The sequence below is a fragment of the Methanosarcina barkeri str. Wiesmoor genome (assembly GCF_000969985.1).
GTDB lineage: Archaea > Halobacteriota > Methanosarcinia > Methanosarcinales > Methanosarcinaceae > Methanosarcina > Methanosarcina barkeri_B.
The window spans coordinates 4,036,563-4,055,549 of record NZ_CP009526.1 but is presented as its reverse complement, the minus strand read 5'-3'; the positions used below and the strand labels follow the sequence as shown (position 1 = coordinate 4,055,549).

Annotated in this window: 17 protein-coding genes; 9 read left to right on the top strand and 8 right to left on the bottom strand. The window is 41.3% G+C overall.

Annotation, left to right across the window (positions count from 1 at the left end; all coding sequences use genetic code 11):
- Nucleotides 1-52: 52 nt before the first annotated feature.
- The 3 genes from MSBRW_RS16615 to MSBRW_RS16605 all read right to left on the bottom strand — a co-directional run bounded on the left by MSBRW_RS16615 (nucleotide 53) and on the right by MSBRW_RS16605 (nucleotide 2,512).
- A complete protein-coding gene (locus MSBRW_RS16615; protein ID WP_011306619.1) occupies nucleotides 53-604 on the bottom strand; it encodes a UbiX family flavin prenyltransferase in 552 nt (183 codons plus the stop codon).
- Between the two features lie 180 nt (nucleotides 605-784).
- Nucleotides 785-1,144 carry a prenylated flavin chaperone LpdD gene (gene lpdD / locus MSBRW_RS16610; protein WP_011306620.1) on the bottom strand — a complete coding sequence of 120 codons (360 nt, stop codon included), beginning with the start codon at nucleotides 1,142-1,144 and terminating at the stop codon, nucleotides 785-787.
- Nucleotides 1,145-1,315: 171 nt separating this feature from the next.
- Entirely contained in the window at nucleotides 1,316-2,512 is a 1,197-nt protein-coding gene (locus MSBRW_RS16605; protein WP_048103256.1) for an HD domain-containing protein, read from the bottom strand.
- A 113-nt stretch (nucleotides 2,513-2,625) separates the two neighbouring features.
- Between MSBRW_RS16605 and cofD the strand changes: the two genes are divergently transcribed.
- From cofD to pscS, 8 genes are all read left to right on the top strand, one after another.
- Nucleotides 2,626-3,555 (top strand): 2-phospho-L-lactate transferase, encoded by a 930-nt coding sequence (gene cofD / locus MSBRW_RS16600; RefSeq protein WP_011306622.1) that lies wholly within the window; start codon nucleotides 2,626-2,628, stop codon nucleotides 3,553-3,555.
- A 372-nt stretch (nucleotides 3,556-3,927) separates the two neighbouring features.
- The gene (locus MSBRW_RS16595) at nucleotides 3,928-5,049 is read left to right on the top strand and encodes an FmdE family protein (RefSeq protein ID WP_011306623.1); all 1,122 of its coding nucleotides are present in this window, start codon (nucleotides 3,928-3,930) and stop codon (nucleotides 5,047-5,049) included.
- A 371-nt stretch (nucleotides 5,050-5,420) separates the two neighbouring features.
- Nucleotides 5,421-5,993, top strand: coding sequence for a hypoxanthine/guanine phosphoribosyltransferase (gene hpt / locus MSBRW_RS16590; protein WP_011306624.1), 573 nt, complete (start codon nucleotides 5,421-5,423; stop codon nucleotides 5,991-5,993).
- Nucleotides 5,974-6,981: a diphthamide biosynthesis enzyme Dph2 gene (gene dph2, locus MSBRW_RS16585; protein ID WP_011306625.1), complete on the top strand. Its 1,008-nt coding sequence runs from the start codon at nucleotides 5,974-5,976 to the stop codon at nucleotides 6,979-6,981. The genes hpt and dph2 overlap by 20 nt, the downstream gene beginning before the upstream one ends.
- Nucleotides 6,982-7,165: 184 nt before the next feature.
- Nucleotides 7,166-7,759 carry an METTL5 family protein gene (locus MSBRW_RS16580; RefSeq protein WP_011306626.1) on the top strand — a complete coding sequence of 198 codons (594 nt, stop codon included), beginning with the start codon at nucleotides 7,166-7,168 and terminating at the stop codon, nucleotides 7,757-7,759.
- Between the two features lie 369 nt (nucleotides 7,760-8,128).
- On the top strand, nucleotides 8,129-9,046 hold the full coding sequence (locus MSBRW_RS16575) for an exosome complex RNA-binding protein Csl4 (RefSeq protein WP_230669824.1): 918 nt from the start codon (nucleotides 8,129-8,131) through the stop codon (nucleotides 9,044-9,046).
- Between the two features lie 78 nt (nucleotides 9,047-9,124).
- The gene (locus MSBRW_RS16570) at nucleotides 9,125-9,403 is read left to right on the top strand and encodes a DNA-directed RNA polymerase subunit L (protein WP_011306628.1); all 279 of its coding nucleotides are present in this window, start codon (nucleotides 9,125-9,127) and stop codon (nucleotides 9,401-9,403) included.
- A gap of 497 nt (nucleotides 9,404-9,900) precedes the next feature.
- Nucleotides 9,901-11,061 carry an O-phospho-L-seryl-tRNA:Cys-tRNA synthase gene (gene pscS, locus MSBRW_RS16565; protein WP_011306629.1) on the top strand — a complete coding sequence of 387 codons (1,161 nt, stop codon included), beginning with the start codon at nucleotides 9,901-9,903 and terminating at the stop codon, nucleotides 11,059-11,061.
- A gap of 354 nt (nucleotides 11,062-11,415) precedes the next feature.
- On the opposite strand, the gene MSBRW_RS16560 is transcribed toward pscS, so the two are convergent.
- Both MSBRW_RS16560 and MSBRW_RS23995 read right to left on the bottom strand, forming a co-directional pair.
- A complete protein-coding gene (locus MSBRW_RS16560; RefSeq protein WP_230669822.1) occupies nucleotides 11,416-11,856 on the bottom strand; it encodes a winged helix-turn-helix domain-containing protein in 441 nt (146 codons plus the stop codon).
- Nucleotides 11,857-11,878: 22 nt separating this feature from the next.
- Nucleotides 11,879-12,007: a hypothetical protein gene (locus tag MSBRW_RS23995; RefSeq protein WP_268990269.1), complete on the bottom strand. Its 129-nt coding sequence runs from the start codon at nucleotides 12,005-12,007 to the stop codon at nucleotides 11,879-11,881.
- A gap of 891 nt (nucleotides 12,008-12,898) precedes the next feature.
- Between MSBRW_RS23995 and MSBRW_RS16550 the strand changes: the two genes are divergently transcribed.
- Nucleotides 12,899-13,264: a hypothetical protein gene (locus MSBRW_RS16550; protein WP_011306631.1), complete on the top strand. Its 366-nt coding sequence runs from the start codon at nucleotides 12,899-12,901 to the stop codon at nucleotides 13,262-13,264.
- Nucleotides 13,265-13,470: 206 nt separating this feature from the next.
- On the opposite strand, the gene lysA is transcribed toward MSBRW_RS16550, so the two are convergent.
- The 3 genes from lysA to MSBRW_RS16535 form a co-directional block, all read right to left on the bottom strand.
- Complete coding sequence (gene lysA / locus MSBRW_RS16545) at nucleotides 13,471-14,733, bottom strand: diaminopimelate decarboxylase (RefSeq protein WP_011306632.1); 1,263 nt, start codon at nucleotides 14,731-14,733, stop codon at nucleotides 13,471-13,473.
- Nucleotides 14,734-15,256: 523 nt separating this feature from the next.
- Nucleotides 15,257-17,011 carry a DNA polymerase/3'-5' exonuclease PolX gene (gene polX / locus MSBRW_RS16540; protein WP_011306633.1) on the bottom strand — a complete coding sequence of 585 codons (1,755 nt, stop codon included), beginning with the start codon at nucleotides 17,009-17,011 and terminating at the stop codon, nucleotides 15,257-15,259.
- Between the two features lie 205 nt (nucleotides 17,012-17,216).
- A complete protein-coding gene (locus MSBRW_RS16535) occupies nucleotides 17,217-18,866 on the bottom strand; it encodes an ATP-dependent DNA ligase (protein WP_011306634.1) in 1,650 nt (549 codons plus the stop codon).
- Between the last annotated feature and the right edge of the window lie 121 nt (nucleotides 18,867-18,987).

The following is an 18,987-nucleotide window of genomic DNA, read 5'->3' as shown; positions in this document are numbered from 1 at the left end:
ATGTAATCTTCTAAAATGAAATTTTGAATTTTTTTCTGAAATTGTTTTTTCTTTACTTCCAGCGTCGATAAATCTCGTTATCTATCCCCAGCAGGTCAAGAGTTCTTCCCACCATGATATCTATAAGGCCTTCAAGAGTTTTGGGTCTCGAATAAAATCCCGGGCAGGCTGGAAGGATGCTTGCCCCTGCTTTTTTAGCCCTGAGCATGTTTTCGATGTGTATAAGGTTAAGCGGGGTTTCCCGGGTCATCAGAATAAGTTTCCTCTCCTCTTTGAGGCAGACATCTGCGGCTCTTGTAAGAAGGGTATCGGATACTCCGTTTGCCACGGCTGCAAGAGTTTTCATGCTGCACGGAGCGATAACCATTCCTCCTGTCCTGTAGGAACCACTGGCTATTGGTGCTGAAAAATCTTTCTGGGCATAGCTCCATGTTGCGAGTTTTTCCACTGTCTCGGGACTATAATCGGTTTCAATTTCGATTATCTGTTTTGCGGCATCCGTCAAAACCAGATGAGTTTTAATTCCTTTTTCTGCCAGTACTTCAAGAAGGCGAATTCCATACTGGACCCCTGAGGCTCCGCTGATTCCTACCGTTATCTCCATTTTATCCTGCCGTTAATGTTTGCTGGTACTTCATTACTCATCTCTATGCTGTTATTTCCATTATTCTCTATGCTGTTATTTCCATTATTCTCTATGCTGTTATTTCCTTACTCATCTTATGCCTTTACTTCTATTATTCATCTCATGCCGTTGCTTCAAATCTTTGTCTTACCTTTCCACTTATTCTCTTCTTTCGTAAAATACAATGAAGCTTTCCACCATTTCCCCTACGGCTGAAACTATATCTTTTATTTCTTCAGGGCTGATATTATCCTGGTGTATTCCGACAACAAACACCGAGGTCTTCTTTGTGGCCCTGCTCACCTGCCTTGCCCCATCCAGGGCAAGATATTCCTCCCTGTGGCCGGGCATTGTTATCACCGATGAACTTGCTCTCTGGTTTTTCTCATCAAAAAGCCCTACGGCAACAGCTCCCACATGTTCCTCTCCGCCTGTAAGGGTCAGAAGGTAATCCTCTCCTACCTTTTTTGCATCAAGTACAATCTCAATTTTCCCCACTTTACGTTTTATCTGAAACAAATTCTTACCTCGACCCTTAAAATTTCAAGGAAAATCTTTTTTTCCTTCACGTTTTTAGAATCTTTTTCCTTTACGTTTTTAGAATCTTTTTCCTTTACGTTTTTAGAATTTTCTTTTTTAGGATTTTCTTTTTTAGAATTCTTTTAAATTTTTCTTTTATTATACTCCATTTCAGAGATCGCTCAATTTAAACTGTTTGAGGGGTTTTTTAACATCAAAATAGTCTCTGGCGGCCTTTCCCACAGCTTCACAGTGCTCTTTCTGGCTATATACCCCCATTCTCCAGTTATCCATATCGGCTTCCCTCAAGATGGATATAAAATGGGAAGCCTCATTAAGAGGAATCATTTTGTGGTCAGTTTTTATCATGGCCTGCATTTCCAACATTTCAGGTGTCTTTGGAATGTCTACAAGCACATACTCAGGACTAACCCCTGCCAGTTCTGCAATTTCTATTTCTACCCTTCGGATTCGGTCACGGTGCCTCAGTACGGCTTTTCCTACATCTGCCAGGCCTACATATAAGGCTCTTTTATAGAGTTTACGGGCATCAAGCAGCCGTGAAAGTTCTCCTGCATATCCGGCTGCGTTTCTCATAGATGCAATAAGGTCTATATCGTCCATGTGCCTGAGCTTGAACGGGTCAAGTTCATTATTTTCAATCATATACTCCACTGCTCTGGAACACATAGCTTCCGAAATCCTGGTCACATGATGATAGTAAACCGACGTGTTCATCCAGAAACGTGAAACTAAAAGTGATTCGGCAGCTTTTAGCCCACCATAATCTACAACAAGCCTATCTTCATGAAAATTCATCTGCTTTATCAAGCGATTGTAATCCACAACGCCGAAGGCTACACCTGTATAATGGGCATCCCGAACAAGGTAGTCCATTCGGTCCACGTCAATCTCACTGCTAAGAATCTGCCCTAGAGAAGTTTCTCCTTTTATATGTTTTACGAGGTTTCCGGGAGAAATTCCATATTTGTTCAGGACTTCTCTTATCTCTCCTTTTCCCAGGATTTCTTTTACATCGTCATGCCTGCGCCGGGTATATTTGTCAATGACGTTCTCGGTAACATGAGAAAAAGGTCCATGTCCTACATCATGCAGAAGAGCAGCAGCTTTTATTTCGGTCTTCTTGTCCTCTTCAATCGAGTCTAGACTCTGGGTTAGCGTGGAGGCAAGATGCATTGTTCCAAGCGAGTGTTCAAAACGAGAATGATTTGCTCCCGGGTATACAAGGTTTGAAAATCCAAGCTGTCTGATTCTCCTCAGGCGCTGCATCTGGGGAGTATAAAGAAGATCCTGAACTAAATCATCCAGCTCGATGTAACCATGTACGGGATCAAGGACAACCTTCATCATTCTTTAGACAGATTTCATTATATATTGTTGTTACTACTACTCTAATACTGTAGATTTTGTAGAAACCTCTGTACCCGAAAGTTTAAAAGAAAGCCGGATATGGTATTATCATGATTATATTTTCAGGCGGTACCGGAACTCCAAAGCTCCTTGATGGACTCAAGGAAATCCTCCCGGCGGAGGAAATGACCGTTGTTGTAAACACTGCCGAAGACCTATGGGTTTCGGGAAATCTTATTTGTCCTGACCTGGACACAGTAATCTATCTATTCTCAGACCAGATCGACCGAAATAGATGGTGGGGCGTAAAAGACGACACCTTTCTGACTTATGAACGTATGCAGAAACTGGGCGTTATGGAAAGCATGAAGCTTGGGGACTGTGATAGAGCAACCCATATAATTCGTTCGAACTTTATCCGGAGTGGAATCTCCCTTACAGATGCAATTTTAGAGCTTGCATCCATTTTTGGAATTGATGCAAAGATTTTGCCCATGTCTGATGATCCTGTTTCCACTTATATAGAAGCTCCTGAGGCAATTCTACATTTTCAGGATTTCTGGATCGGAAAACATGGAGAACCCGAAGTTCTGGGTGTTGATATAACGGGAATTTCCGAAGCTTCGATTTCTCCAAAGGTGCTCGAAGCCCTTGAAAATGACGACAACGTCCTTATAGGGCCAAGTAACCCAATCACGAGTATAGGGCCTATCATTTCCCTTCCAGGCATGAAAGATCTGCTGAAAAAGAAAAAAGTAGTAGCAGTCAGCCCAATAATTGGCAATGCCCCTGTAAGCGGGCCTGCCGGGAAACTCATGAAGGCCTGCGGGCTTGAGGTCTCTTCAATGGGAGTTGCGGAATATTATCAGGACTTCCTGGACATCTTTGTTTTTGATGAGCGGGATCAGGCGGATGAATTCGCTTTTGAGAAGCTTGGATGCCGCGCTTCCCGTGCTGATACCTTGATGACCTCAACTGAAAAAAGTAAGGAATTGGCAGAGTTAGTAGTAGGATTGTTTGATACTATTGTCTGTCCTTAATTTTTTCCTATTTTAACACATTTATTAATTTCTCACTATAATTTTTCACTATTTTTTATTTTTACTATAATCTAGAAATTTTTACAAATTGTTCTTTTTACTATTTTCTTATTTTTATTTTCTCCAAACTTCTTTTTACTATTCTATCTTGCGTATTTCTTTACTCCTATCTCTATTTTTATATATTTCATAGTCTATTCTCAGCGTTAACAAAATCCGAAAGTTTTATTTATTACTTTTATTATTATTGGTAACACTAAAAAATACTATATATATATTTTGTATTACTCATTAATTACCATTTTCTGTCAAGTGCTATTTTTATGGCCAGATTATGAAGACATTAATTTAATAAATTTGGAGAAAAAAAGCATGATTAAATCAGGTATAAAAAATCTAAGGAGAATAAGTACAAAATCTATTTATCTTGTTTTCCTGACAGCCCTTGTTTTGTCCCTTGGAGCTGTTCCAGGAATGGCAGCTGAAGGTTGTCACTGTAACTCAAATTTGATGGGTCAGGTCTTTGCTGCAGCCGAAGCAGATCTCGGAGTTGTTGGACCACAAAACACACTCATTATTACAGATATAGGCTCCCCTGCAGAGTCCTATGTTTTCCTGGATGATTTCTACTCAGAGTTTAATAACAGGAATCTTCTATACACAAAAAATCTCCTCACTGTCGAGAATTCACGGAATAGTCCTCTATGGTTTGCATTTTTCAATAAATGCAGCGGGAAATGTACTTATATCGAGGTCTCTTATGGAAACGAAAGTAATATTAGTTACAAGGTAACTGAAAACATAAATTTTGATAAACTTTCGAAAACCAATAAATCGAGAGATGCATGGAGTGAAAAGGTAAACAATTCGGTATTTAACGGGCATGAGTTTGCTGTTCTTACAATTTCGAACGCCTGGGCTACCGGAAATCTCGACTATGAGCTTATGCAGTGCCTGGAACTGCACAATCATTTCTGTCCAGGAGTTTCCAGCGGTTATGTGCTTGCAAACTGGATGGAAGAAAACTATCCGCTTAAGGACGGAGTGAGTTACACGGTTTTCTCCTGCCCTAACTGGTGCAAAGAAGATGTTTTCGTAAAGCGCTGGGATGTGACTCCGGGAACAGGAGGTATCTGGGTCTCGGCATTAACAGATAACGAAACCGAAGCTCTTGGAGGTTCTCCTGCAGGTATTTTCGTGGTGAAGGATAAGAATGCCGGAACTATGAAAGCAGTAGTCCTCGGATTTAACTTTGACGTTGTCAATGCGAACTGTGGTGCAAAAGACACTGATCCGGGATGGGTCTCGAAATATTTAGCTGATCTCTGGCTTATGGATCAGAAAAACTGGGACACAGAAGGACTTGTCTCTGTAATTTCAGTAATGGATATCGATGCCGATACCCTGAGCGAAATGAAGCTGGCAGATAATAATCCTTATGTAGTTCTCGGGCTGCTTAATTCGACAGAGAGTACTCAGCCCTTGGAAAACTGAGCTAGTGGAACAGGTAATAAACTAAATAATTAAATACACACAAAAAATTTAATTAGATGTATTTGAGGATTCCAATAATCCTCATACCTCCCTCTTTCTCTTCCTTTTTTATTTTTTGTTGTTCTGACATTTTTTCTGAAATCTGTCTACTATCTTTCTGGCATGTTCCGATCTTCGAGTTTTTGACCGTTATGCATCTGGGTTATAGGGTAGGGGTATAGAATTCTTTATTACCTACATAGAATTCCTTAATAACACAGGATTTTTTATCATCAGAACAAGATTCTTTATTATCTGAATAGGATTCCTTATTAATAACTAAATTATTTACTTACAGGGAATATCGTGACAGCCAAAAAAGAGTTAATACCATGCTTGAAAAACTTAAAACCTCACTCATTAATTCTCCTGTGATCAAGCGAGGAGAATATAACTACTTTATCCATCCGATATCTGATGGTGTACCGTCCATAGACCCCCATATGGTTGAAGAGATCGCCGAATATATTCTTCAGATTACCGACATCAAAAAAGTTGATACTATTCTTACTATAGAGGCAATGGGTATTCCTGTAGCAAATGCCCTTTCTCTGAAAACGGGAATTCCTTTGACCATTGTTCGAAAGCGGCCTTATTTTCTTGAAGGAGAAGTGGAACTTTCTCAGAGAACAGGGTACTCGAAAGGAGCTCTTTATATAAACGGGCTCAAGAAAGGGGACAGAGTAATCATTGTAGACGACGTCATTAGTACTGGCGGAACGCTGATAGCACTCGTAAAAGCCCTGAAAACTATAGGTGTAGAGATTCAGGATGTAATTTCAGTTATCGGTCGAGGAACAGGTTATTTGCAATTAAAGGAGCTCGGGGTTGAGCCCAAAATTCTCGTTACTATCGACGTGAGCGAGAAAGGTGTGGAGATCAAGAATGTCTTTGGGAACGAGTGACGCATTTGACTTAAAGTCTGACTACATTATCAGTATAATAAATAAACTGGGAGCAAAAATCGTAGGTTTCCAGTTCCCTGAAGGGCTCAAAAGAAAAGGTCCGAAGCTCGCAAAAAAAGTTGAAGACGCCACCGGGGCTGAGATTATCATCTCTGGAGACCCATGTTTTGGGGCGTGTGACCTGGATAAAACTTTGCTTGAGCAGGTTGATATTCTTTTCCACTTCGGGCATGCCGAGCTGGAGGATACGAAATTTTCCGAAAAAGTCTATTTCATAGAAACGCGTTCTGCAGTTAACATCCGGCCGGTTGTTGAAAAATCTGTCCCTGAACTTAAGGGGCAAGTTATAGGGCTGATTACTACTGTTCAGCATGTCCATAAGCTCCCTGAAGCCTGTGCTGTCCTGGAGGCAAATGGAAAGACCTGCGTAATCGGGAAAGGAGACTCCAGACTAGCATATCCGGGCCAGGTACTTGGCTGCAATTTTTCGACAGCAAGGGGTGAGGTATGTGATGAATATCTATATATTGGAAGTGGAGATTTCCATCCTTTAGGTGTAGCCCTTTCCACAAAAAAAAGGGTCCTTGCAGCCGATCCCTTTTCCGGGGAAGTTCGCGAGGTGGACCCTTCAAGAATTCTCCGCCAGCGGAGTGCAGTAATTGCAAAGTCACTGGATGCGGAGATTTTCGGGATAATCGTCTCGAGCAAAAACGGGCAGGAAAGAATGGAGCTGGCCTTTTCTTTGAAAGAGCTTGCGAAAAAGCACGGAAAAGAGGCACACCTTATCCTGATTGATCTTGTCACTCCAGATCAGCTTCTTCAATTCAAAGTGGACGCCTTCGTGAATACTGCCTGTCCGAGGCTTGCAATCGATGAAGTCGGGCGTTTTCCATCCCCCATGCTTACACCCCAGGAATTTGAGATCGTGCTTGGGGAACGAGAATGGGAAAATCTTGTGCTTGATGAGATCACCGAGGAACCGGTATAACTTTTTACTGTTGGTTATGTCCAGGTAATAAGTTAAGGTCAAGATAATAAGTTAAGGTCAAGATAATAAGTTAAAATCTAATAATTAAGCTAAAATCTAATAATTAAGCTAAAATCTAATAATTAAGCTAAAATATATAAATAAAGAATTAAAATTAAATGAATAGAATATTTAAGTAGATGAAATGAAACAGAGAAAACTTGAGATACTCCTGGAAGAGTTGGAAGACTTTTCCAGTCCTGAACTTGAACTGGAGCAGTACCAGACACCTCCTCTTTTAGCTGCGGAAATTCTTCACTTTGCTTACATGCAAGGAGATCTTGATGATTCGGTGCAGGATTTGGGCTGCGGTACTGGTATCCTTGCAATTGGGGCAAAGCTTCTGGGAGCCAGAAAGGTTGTAGGTTATGATACGGATTCAAAAGCACTTGATACTGCAAGAATAAATGCCCGAAAACTTGAAGTAGAAATCGAGTTCGTATTATCAGATATCGCTGACATTAAAGAACGTGTAAAAACCACGGTTATGAATCCTCCTTTCGGGGCAAGAGTGAAAGGTAGGGACAGGCCTTTTCTTTCGTCAGCATTAAGGACAAGTGAAGTGATATATTCAATTCACAACCGTGGAAGCCTTGCTTTTATCCAAAAGTTCATTAAGCCTGCAATCATTACACACACCTACGTTGCGAAATTCCCTATAAAACGAACCTTTGATTTCCATAAAAAAGAACGAGAGGTTATTGAAGTAGAGATCTACAGGATTAAGGTCCCCGGATAATCCAGACGCAATCCAGACACAAGTACCATCTAAGGTAAGTATCGTCTAAGGCATCAGATTTTATAGAATCAGTGCAGGACTTTATCTCAAAACGAGTTATTACACTGCTTATAATAAGTATGCCTGTATACTACCAAACTATATGTGCGTCAATAGGGGCAAAAGTGGCAGATAATAGGAACGTGATAATCTATACCATCTATTAAGGTTTATTATCTGTCAATTGAATGTGCCAGTATCCAATTGGATGGCTACCAACACTCCGTGTTATTGATAGTTATTGTGATTACGATTTATATCGACTACTAACGATAGTCCAAATGAGGGATCATGATTAGAATTAGAAAAAGTAAAACAACGAGAAAAAAATTGACTGGCCCGAGCGAAGGAAAATCGGTTGCCGAAAATGTAACTCAAATTACTTCCGAAAGCAGAGATCAGTACAAAGGCCAGTCGAGAGATCAGTTTAAGACCCAGCCCAGGGGACAGGTTAAAAATCAACCAAGAGAGCAGTCCAGAGAATATAAGAGCCAATCAAGAGATCACTTCAGGGGGCGTCCCAGAGATCAGTTAAAAGGTCAGTCCAGGTCTCAGTCAAAGGACCAGTTCAGGGGAGACCAGGGCAAGAAAAGAAGATTCCCTTACCAGAAAAAAGGCTCCAGGGAAAGATCGAATATGCCTGAATCAAAAGCTCCCCAAGAGGCTAAGACTCCGGAAGAAGAGCTTGAAAAAGGAGGTTTTGTGCTTCCTGGAGAGCTTGTGGGAACGACTGAAGAGTTCAAGCCTGGGGAAGGAACAACTGTGTCTGCCGGAGATATTTACTCTACAGCTACCGGTACCGTAATTATTGACAGGAAAGCAAGAGTAGTCTCGGTCAGGCCACGCACGCTCACTCCGAATATTCTTAAAGTAGGGGATATTGTCTATGGAAAGATAACTGATGTGCGCGAATCCGGGGCAATGGTGGAAGTTGCAGGAATTGAAGGCAAAGAAGACAGGGAAATTGTCAATGTGCGTTTGGGAGACATCCATGTGTCGAATGTGCGTGACTCTTACGTTAAGAGACTTTCAGATGAGTTCAGACACTTTGATATTGTCAGGGCCAGGGTTCTCGACACTGAAAGAATGCGTCTTACAACAGCTGAAGATTCCCTCGGAGTTGTAAAAGCCTACTGTTCAAACTGCAAAGGAGAACTCGTGCTTGAAGGGAAAAAGCTTAAATGCCCTGTCTGCAATATGACCGAAACTCGCAAAATCTCAACCGAGTACGGGAAAGGAATAAAATAATTTTTTTTCTGCAGGTTTGGGTTTCTGCATAGTAAATTATCAGTAAATTATATTACTCACACTTACAGGTGGTCACCAATGGAACTGAACATTCTCTCCAAAACAGACAATGAGCTTGAAGTCAAGCTCAAAGGCGAGACACATACCCTTCTAAATATACTTAAGGATCTTCTGATTAAAGACCAAAGGGTTGAGATTGCCTTCTATGATATGAAGTACGTAAGTATCAGTGACCCTATCCTTTACATCAAAACCGATGGTACAAACCCTATTGAGGTCTTAAAGGACGCTGCTTCGCAAATAATATCTCAGTGCGACGAATTTACTGATGTTTTTAGCAAGGCAGTAAACGCCTGAAATATCTGGAAATAATGCATAACGTCTTTTTAAAGGCGTTTTGTTTTCTTTTCCCGGTTAATCCGGTTTCCAGCAGGGGGCTCTTGATAGTTATTAATGAGCTTTTGCTATCTTAAAATTTAAGGTATTTTTGGAATACTTTTTTATGAATCGATGCGTATCCAGAGTAAACAAGAATCTTAAACTCGATAGGGTAAAAGCATTAAATTGGATAGAGTTATTTCGATTCTTTTTGGGTCAAAATATGTCCCGCATCTACAACTTAAATATAATAACCTAACCTGTAACTAACATTGAGATTAATCTGTAACTAATATTGAAGTTAGTCTGTAGCTAATATTGGGGTTAACCTATAACCTATAACTAATATTGAAGTTAGTCTGTAGCTAATATTGGGGTTAACCTATAACTAATATTGAGGTTAACCTATAACTAATATTGAGGTTTACCTATAACTAATATTGAAGTATGAAAGATAAATTGAGGTATAAAAGAAAATGAAACTTGACGACTCATCCCTTCAGAAGTTTGGTTTTATAAAAAGAGATACCCTTGGCAGTATAAATATCGACCCTCTTCAGACAGGTGGGCGTTTGACCGAGGCTGCAAAACAGGCTCTTGTAGAGTGGGGAGACGGGTATTCTGTATGTGATTTCTGTGGAGGGATTCTGGATCAGATAAAAAAGCCTCCAATTTATGATTTCGTACATAAGGCCCTTCCCGAGTTTCTTGACTGTGATGAGGCAAGAGTCACAAATGGGGCACGGGAATCCAAGTTTGCTGTCATGCATTCTATTGGAAAGCCAGGTGACTGGATTGTGCTCGATGGGCTTGCTCATTACTCTTCCTACGTTGCAGCCGAAAGAGCAGGTCTTAATATCAAAACTGTACCTCATTCAGGCAGCCCCGATTATTACCTTGACCCTGAAGGGTATGCCACGGCAATCGAAGAGGTTACAAAGGAAAGTGGAAAACCGCCTGCTCTTGCACTTGTAACTTATCCGGACGGGAGTTATGGAAACCTGCCCGATGCAAGAAAGATAGCGTCTGTCTGCCATGAATACGATGTTCCTCTTCTTCTAAATGGCGCATATGCCGTTGGAAGGATGCCGGTTTCTGCAAAAGAAATCGGTGCCGACTTTATTGCAGGCAGCGGGCATAAATCGATGGCTGCATCAGGGCCTGTCGGAGTGCTTGGGGTAAGTGAAGAGTACGCTCCTATCGTGTTCAGAAAATCCAAATATAACAAGGTAAAAGAAGTTGAGCTTCTAGGATGCACGGCAAGGGGCGCTACGGTTATGACTCTTATTGCATCTTTCCCGGATGTGGTAAAGCGTGTTAGAAACTGGGACCAGGAGGTCGAAAATGCCCGCTGGTTCTCGGCAAGGTTTGAGGAAATGGGCTTTATCCAGCGCGGGCAGAAACCCCATTCTCATGATCTTATGTTCTTTGAAGCTCCCCGCTTCTATGAAATCTCCGAGAAAGTCAAGAAAGGAAGATACTTCCTCTACAAGGATCTCAAAGCACGCAATATTCACGGCATCAAGTCCGGGCTCACCAAATATTTCAAACTCAGTACTTTCGGGCTCGGGAAGGAAAAGCTCGGTATTGTTGCGGACTCCTTTGAAGAGATCCTGAAGAAGTACGAGGATGTTTAATATTCGCTGAAATCAAATCTTTTCTGATGCCCTGGAGCAATTAATAATTTGTTCCTTATCCTGGGCATCCTGATCCCTTTTTTAATCTGTTTTTTGAAATATATCTTGGATTTTCATTCTGAATGATATATTTCTCTGAAAAGGTTTCATTCTGAATGATAGTAGCTGGAATGGCTGTTTGTTTTCACCAGCTGAACCTTATTTTACTTGCAATTTCAAGAAAAAACGCAGTTTAAATGCTTTATGGCAGTCCTGGATGGAAAAATATTAAAAAAGGTTTTGGGGTTGTGTGTTTTGTTTTTTAATATTTCCTGGGTAAAAAACAAATTCCTTTTTTCGGGGATTTGCATGTTTTTACTTCTTCAACTCCACGTTTTCCACATATCCTTCTCCCCTGGGGGTTGGGACATAAAATACTTTTCCTTCCTCTTCTATTTTTTCGATGTAAAGTGCATCTTCCAGCATGTTGAGGTGGAAATTTGCCATGTGGTCGTTCAGGTTGAATTTTTCTTTTATTTCCTCAAAAGATTTTTTCTCACTTCCAAGCGAGATCAGGATTTTTCTTCTCACGGTATTCTGAAGAACCTTGAGTCCAAATTTATGATCTTCGGTCGGGTTTCTCGTCAGTTTACCTTCACGTTTCATTCGTTCGAGCCATTCTTCTTTTCTTTTTGCAGCTTCCTCGGGAGTCATGGTGATCATTAATATATTGATTTGAATATGTAAATAAGTTTGCGGAACTGGTGCCTTCCTGGATTCACCTGTAAATAACATGGTTTCCAATTCCGTTTCCATGAAGCTGAACCCTGAACTCGGATCAATCGAAACGTTTGCAAAAATCGTCCTCACCGCCAGCCTGGACTGCTCCCAAAGGCGAAGGGATTGACGATATTTTTATTGCTTCTTCCTTTGTGTAAATCACTCCTCCTATTCCGATTTTCTCCACAGGCCATGCATCTAGGTGGTTCTTCCAGTATCCCGGAGTTCCAGTGCCTGGTGCTTCGAAACCGTAGTACCTTGCCTGGTCGTCATTGGATGTATAACCTGTTCCGCCATACGTCCCCGTAGCATTTGCCGTTAATGTGTTCCCTAACTTCTGCTGTTATTGGTCCTATGTAACATGACGCTGCCTCTCCCAGTGCCAGGTCTCCAACATTGCATGCAGCCACTTCCGTTGGGTACAGGTCGTCTGCCAGCGTAATTCCTGTCAGCGTCACCGTCCCTGTGTTCGTCACCGTGTAATACACGCCACTTCCCACCAGGACATTCCCAAGGTCGTATTCTATCCATGTTGAATTGTCATCATTTTTTGAAAGTTTATTTTATTAAATTGTTGTTTATTGCTTACGTTTCTCAGTTTTGCAGGGTTTAGCAATTTCACGCTTGTGATACCTCAAAATCAGCATCATTAGACTGATTATGGGTGTCCTGACTAATTACTTTTAAATTTCTCATCATGAAACCGAGTCCTGAACTTGAATCCTGAATTACTTACAAAAATTATCCTTGCTGCCGCTTCATTATAAACCTGGATGTTAGCTGGAGCCTTCATCGAACATTGTAAAAAATCTCTTTTTTAATTGGAAGTCTGCGAGAAAAGTTAAGTAACGAAAATCTATTGGAACGAAAATCTAGTTTTCTGTTTTAATAACCTGGGATTTACGCAGTAGAAATGAAAAACATTAATATTAAACCTTTTACTACCCAAAATCTAAATTTTAATCACAGTGGGCTATTGTACAGAATTAAATACCTGGGAAGTTTACTCTCTATGATGAGTTAAATAGCATGAGTTCTCTAATTATTATGAGAATTTAATCATTATGGAGGAGTATGTTTGGAAGACGATAGTGGAGATGCTTTTAAGTATAAACTTGGTAAGTGGGTGCTAAGCATAGATGAATGCGCTTTTATGGATCTTACGGAGATTGGAAAGAACAAGTCTATGCGTCAATATCTAATCGAGTCAATTGATAATTGGGTAAACAAAGAAGAACCACTTATAACAGATGAATTTATTTCGGAAATGTGCGACTTTATTAAAAACGAAAATGAAGTCCTTTACGACCGTTTGATGAAGAAATGTGCTCTAAAAGGAATAAGTGTAGGTGAAGGTATATTTGAATCCCTGAGTCTTTTAAACTGTGGAATGATAAGTGCGCAGGAGTGCAGAGAGTATGAAGGTGACTTCTCTGATGTGTGATATTTCTGTCTTATATTTTCACTCTCTTGAGTAAGCTTAATTTTGTACTTCAAGCACGTAAGTCCTGAATACATTTCGCGGAAAAGAAAGGTAATTTAGGTGCAGCAGTAAGATCTCGCAATGAAATTTCTCTGCTATTCACCTGTCTTTAGTTTTTCAGCAAATTTTCTTTTTGGACATGTTTGCAGTTTTTGCTGAAGACTTTTTTACTTGAAATCTTTCAGGGCTTCGAAATCCAGGGTTGCAAAGTAATCTTCAATAGTCTCGGCTCTCCTGATCTGCACAACGCTTCCGTCTTTTCTGAGAAGGAGTTCGGCAGAACGGAGTTTTCCGTTGTAATTGAAACCCATAGAGTGACCGTGAGCACCTGTGTCGTGGATTGCAAGGATATCTCCTATCTCAATTTCTGGAAGATGCCTGTCGATTGCGAATTTGTCATTATTTTCGCATAGGGAGCCGGTGACATCATACTTATGGACAGGAGCCTCATTTTCCTTTCCGAGCACTGTTATATGGTGATAGGCTCCGTAAATGCCAGGCCGCATCAAGTTGGCCATACAGGAGTCCATTCCTACATAGTCTTTGTAGGTGTGTTTGAGGTGCCGAACCTGGGTAATCAGGTAACCATAGGGGCCTGTAATTACACGGCCGCATTCCAGAAACACTTTAAGTGGATAAAGCCCGCTAGCTGTGATTGTGGCTTCGTAAGCTTCTTTGACACCTTTTGCCACGGCTTCGAAGGAAACAGGTTCTTCTTCAGGCCTATAGGGGATGCCTATGCCTCCGCCGAGGTTCACAAATTCGAACTTTATGTTGAGTTCTTTTGAGATTTCAACTATAAGTTCGAAGAGAATTCTTGCGGTTTCCACAAAGTAATCAGCTTTTAGTTCATTCGAGGCCACCATCGTGTGCATTCCGAAACGCTTTACTCCTCTATCCCTGAGTATGCGGTAGCCTTCAAAAAGCTGGTCTCTCGTAAAGCCGTACTTTGCTTCTTCAGGCCTTCCTATAATGGCATTTCCCTCTTTAAGAGGGCCAGGATTGTACCTGAAACAGACAATATCAGGAAGTCCGGCATATTTCTCAAGGTAGTCAATATGGCTTATGTCATCAAGATTTATGTATGCTCCAAGCTCTTTTGCCTTTAAGAACTCTTCAGCAGGAGTATCGTTTGAGCTAAACATTATGTCTTCTCCGGTAATTCCTGCTTTTTCAGCAAGAATTAACTCCGGTAAAGAACTGCAATCCGCACCAAAGCCCTTTTCTCTCAGGATTTTAAGAATAAAGGGGTTTGGAAGGGCTTTCACAGCAAAAAATTCTTTAAAACCCGGAACCTCCCTGAAAACTGCTTTCATTTTCTCCGCATTTTCCAGAATGGCTTTCTCATCGTATATATGAAACGGCGTGGGATACTTTTTTATTATTTCCTGAATTTTCTCTTTGGTGAAGGGAAGGTCCTTTGAAACCATACTATTACCTTTTATTGATTTTTGTTTAATGGGATTTTGTATTCATTTGAATTTTTACTACTTTATTAGTCTTTCTGCCCCGAGTTCCGTCACCCGAGTTCCGTCACCCGAATTCCGTCTCGGGAGGACGGTGCCCTTTTCGCTCACTTCGTTCGCTCAAGAGGGCTGAACTATAGCGAGAAAGGCTGTTTTCTAAATGCGCTCAGGAAGAATTATTTATTCAAATTTTGTTTTGGGTTACGCAGCGGTGTGGTTATGACCTTTTTAATAAAAGACTTAGCTGCAAACCTTTTCGAAAAAGAGTTGATTGAAAAACCCAGTAAAAATACGTGATCGGCGTGATCACAACCCTTTTGAAAAAACTGCTTGCCTGCAACCCTTTTGAAAAAAGGCTTGACCGAAAACTCCAGTAAAACATCTTAGTCGGCGTGATCACAACCCTTTTGAAAAAAGGCTTGACCGAAAACAACAGCAAGAACGTTGTCGGCGTGATCAACCGGCGCAACGGTTGCGGCACATCCGATCATGCATTGAGTTTTTTGAAAACTTGTTTAAGCCTGGAGTAGGGGTAGGTGTTTACAACGTCTTCTTTTTCCAACCAGCCTCGACGCGCCTGTCCGAGACCGTACCGCATGGACGTTAGGTCGGAAACGGTATGGCTGTCTGTAGATATACAGAACTTTAGGCCAAAAGTCTTTGCACGCAGGATAAGATCGTCATTAAGGTCAAGCCTTGAAGGTTGGCTGTTGATCTCAATTACTTTTCCATTTGCAGCGGCAACTTCAAAGACCTTTTCAAAATTAACGGCATAAGCCTCTCTTTTCCCAAGCAGCCTGCCTGAGGGATGTGCAAGGATATCGAGGTATTTGTTCTCCAGAGCCGTGACAATTCTTTCAGTCATTCTCCTTTCAGGGAATGCAAAACCGGAATGTACAGCTCCTACCACAACATCGAGTTCTTTGAGAATCCCAGCAGGATAGTCTAAGCTTCCATCTTTCAGGATATCAACCTCAGATCCTTTGAGGATTTTTATCCGGAATTGTTTTGAGAGTTTGTCAATTTCTTTCCATTGGGCTTTTAATTTCTCGACTTCCAGGCCGTTTGCAATCTTTTGGGAACGGGAATGATCGGTTACTGCGATATACTCATAACCAAGAGTTTCTGCTTTTTCAATCATTGTTTTAAGGCTGTCTTTTCCTTCACTGTATTCGGTATGCATATGGAGATCTCCCCTGAGATCACCTGCTTCTACCAGCTTGGGCAAGGCATTTCTTGCAGCGGCTTTAATTTCTCCCCGGTTTTCACGAAGTTCGGGTGGGATATAGGCAAGACCAAGTCTTTCATAAATCTCTGCTTCGCTGCTGCCTGCAATTTGTTTTCCGGATTCTTTTAAATACAGCCCGTATTCAGAAAGTTTGTAACCGTTTTTGATGGCAACATTTCTAAGTTCTATATTGTGCTCCTTTGAGCCCGTAAAATACTGAAGAGCGGCTCCGTAGCTTTCAGGCGGGACTACTCTCAGGTCAATAGCTGTCCCTTCTCTCAAAATTACGCTGCTTTTTGTGCTGCCTTTTAAGATCACCTGTTCAACGTCCGGAAGGGAGACAAAACAATCCATTACTTTCAAAGCCTCTTCTTTTTCAGCTTCTGCCAGGATATCGATATCCCCGATTGTCTCTTTCAACCTGCGGAGTGAACCTGTGTATATTATTTTCGAGAGGTCGATTTTAGAGGTTCTGCTTTCACACTGGGCTTTTAAAGCAGATATAACTTCGTCTGCTAGTGGAAGTGCTTTTCCTAAAGCTAGCCGGGCATGGCTTTTCTCATACTGCTCAATTGCCCTTGCCAGATTCTTTTCACTTTTTTCTCCAAATCCTTCGAGTCTCTTTAGCCTGTGGGCAATGATCGCGTTTTTAAGATCTGAAAGTGTCCTTACACCAAGTGTGTCGGAAAGCTTTTTTATTTTCTTTGCCCCAAGTCCTCGAATTTCCATCAGTTCTGCGGTGCCTGAAGGGGCTTTTTCTTTAAGCTTTTCAAATTTTTCCACTTTGTTTGTTTCCAGATACTCGGAAATGTGATCGGCAATGGACTCCCCGATGCCCGGAATTTTAGTCAGCCCGGCTTTTCCTTCTCTGGCATAAATTTTTTCTATATCTTCCCCAAGGTTTTCTATCATCTGAGCAGCTTTCCGATAAGCACGTGGTTTCCACTCAACCTGCTGGTATTCAAGAATGTCAGCAGCCTCATAAAATAACTCGGCAATTTCTCGATTTTTCAATTGTTACCCCTGCCCCTTTTGTTTTCTGTTCCAGTTTCTTCTTTTACTACCTTCTCCTTTCTTTCCTTTCTGCATAAATAGGCTTCAAATACCTGTGCCTTCCTCAATAGATTTCCAAATATATTTTATTCTTTTAATAAAGCTCCAAATGCTATCTTTTTTCTTTAATAAGTCATCAAATACCTTTTCTTTATTTAATAGATCTTCAAATGCTTTTGCCTTCCTTTAAATTCCTGACTTCTGTAAGTGTAGTAATATCATAAGGTCCTTTATCATGCCTTATGCGTAAAAAGCGAGGAAAACGCAGAGCAAGCCCGGTATCTCCTTCTCCCTGTCCGGCAGTGTGACTCGGGCTTTCAGTAATCTCCGAACCAAGGACTTCAATAACCAGAGAAGGCTCTACAAAGATATCCGGAAGCATTCTACTTTTTATGAGTACATTTTTAGGGACTTCAGAAATAATATGCTCTGAAAGCAGGCTGTCGATTTCTTTAGCGTCCGCTTCTGTGAACCCGGTCCCGACTTTTGTAAAAGTTTCAAAACGCTGTTCCTCTCCATTAAGAATTGCACAGAGGAGTGCTCCAAATGAACCTTTTCTTTTTCCTCGCCCGTAATATTTCCCTATAATTGCAAGGTCAAAGGTCTCCCTCATCCCGCTGGCATATTCTTCTTTCCATTTGAGCCAGAACCAGCTCCTTTTTCCGGCTTCGTAAGCTGAGTTCCGACCCATGGATTTGATTATAATTCCTTCAAGCCTCTTTTCCAGAGCCTCGTTGAAAAAGTCCTCGATCTCTTCAAGATTATCCGTAACAATTCTTCTAGCAAGGTGAAGAATTTCTGATTCCTTTACATGTTCCTCAAGGATAGCCCGTCTTTCCGGGTAAGGTTTCTTCAGGAGCGAATTTCCTTCCAGGTACAGAATATCAAAAAAGAATACGGCAACAGGGCAAATTTCAGTATATTTTTGGACCTCATACTTTCTGCGCCTCTTCATTAGTCTCTGGAATGAATAAAATTCTCCAGTTGAATCGTTTGCTTTCCCGCCTTCAACGTATGCAATAATTTCCCCATCAAGCACGATTTTCTTCGCAAGAATGCCTTTCCTGACTGCTTCTATAACATCGGGATACTGGGCAGTTATATCTTCAAGCCTTCGAGAAAAAGCTTTGATCTCTTCTCCGTTTTTATGGATCTGCACTCTCTCCCCATCATATTTTTCTTCTGCTGCTTTTTTTCCGGGGATTCTTTCTTCAAGCTCTTCAAAAGTTTTCACGCGCTGCGCAAGCATTGACCTGACAGGCCGGCCGAGTTTTATGGAAAAGTGCCCAAGAGCTTTTGGACCTTGTTCTGCAAGGGATTCTGCAAGCTCTCCGATGTCGGTACAGACGCTGTAGCTTTCTTTGATCTTGACGACATATTTTTTGTCTCCTGTAAAAGCAATAGAAAATGCTTCAAGTAGAAACTGGTCCCCAAAACCAAGCCTAAGTTTCCCAAGTACAATCCTGACTATATATTTTCCTTCTTTGGGGCTAGCTCGCTGCAGGATGCTGGAAAGCAGCCCGGTTTTTTCCTCCTGACTTCCTTTTCCTGAGGCTTCTTTTATCTCTTTTAGGCTCCCAAACACTTCATCGATTGCCAGAGACTTTTCTTCTCCTTGGTTTAACTCAAACGCCACATCCCCAAGGTCCCCTGTCCTTGAATATCTTTTTTTAACCTCCTCTTCGGAAACTCTGTATGCTCCGGCAATAGCTTTTAAAGCGAGCTTATCTCCTATTCCCAGTGTTATATTCTCAAAGGCAGGTCCTATGCTCCCGAGAAAAAGGTATGCACTGTCCTTTATTTCCTTTCTTTCCAATCCCTATAAAAAATTAGCAATTCTCCTGACGATTTCCTTATGGGATGTTATTTTTTCAAGTTCTTCAAAAAGCTCCGCAAGCTCTATGAATCGAGCCATTACCCTCTCCCCGAAAAAACGC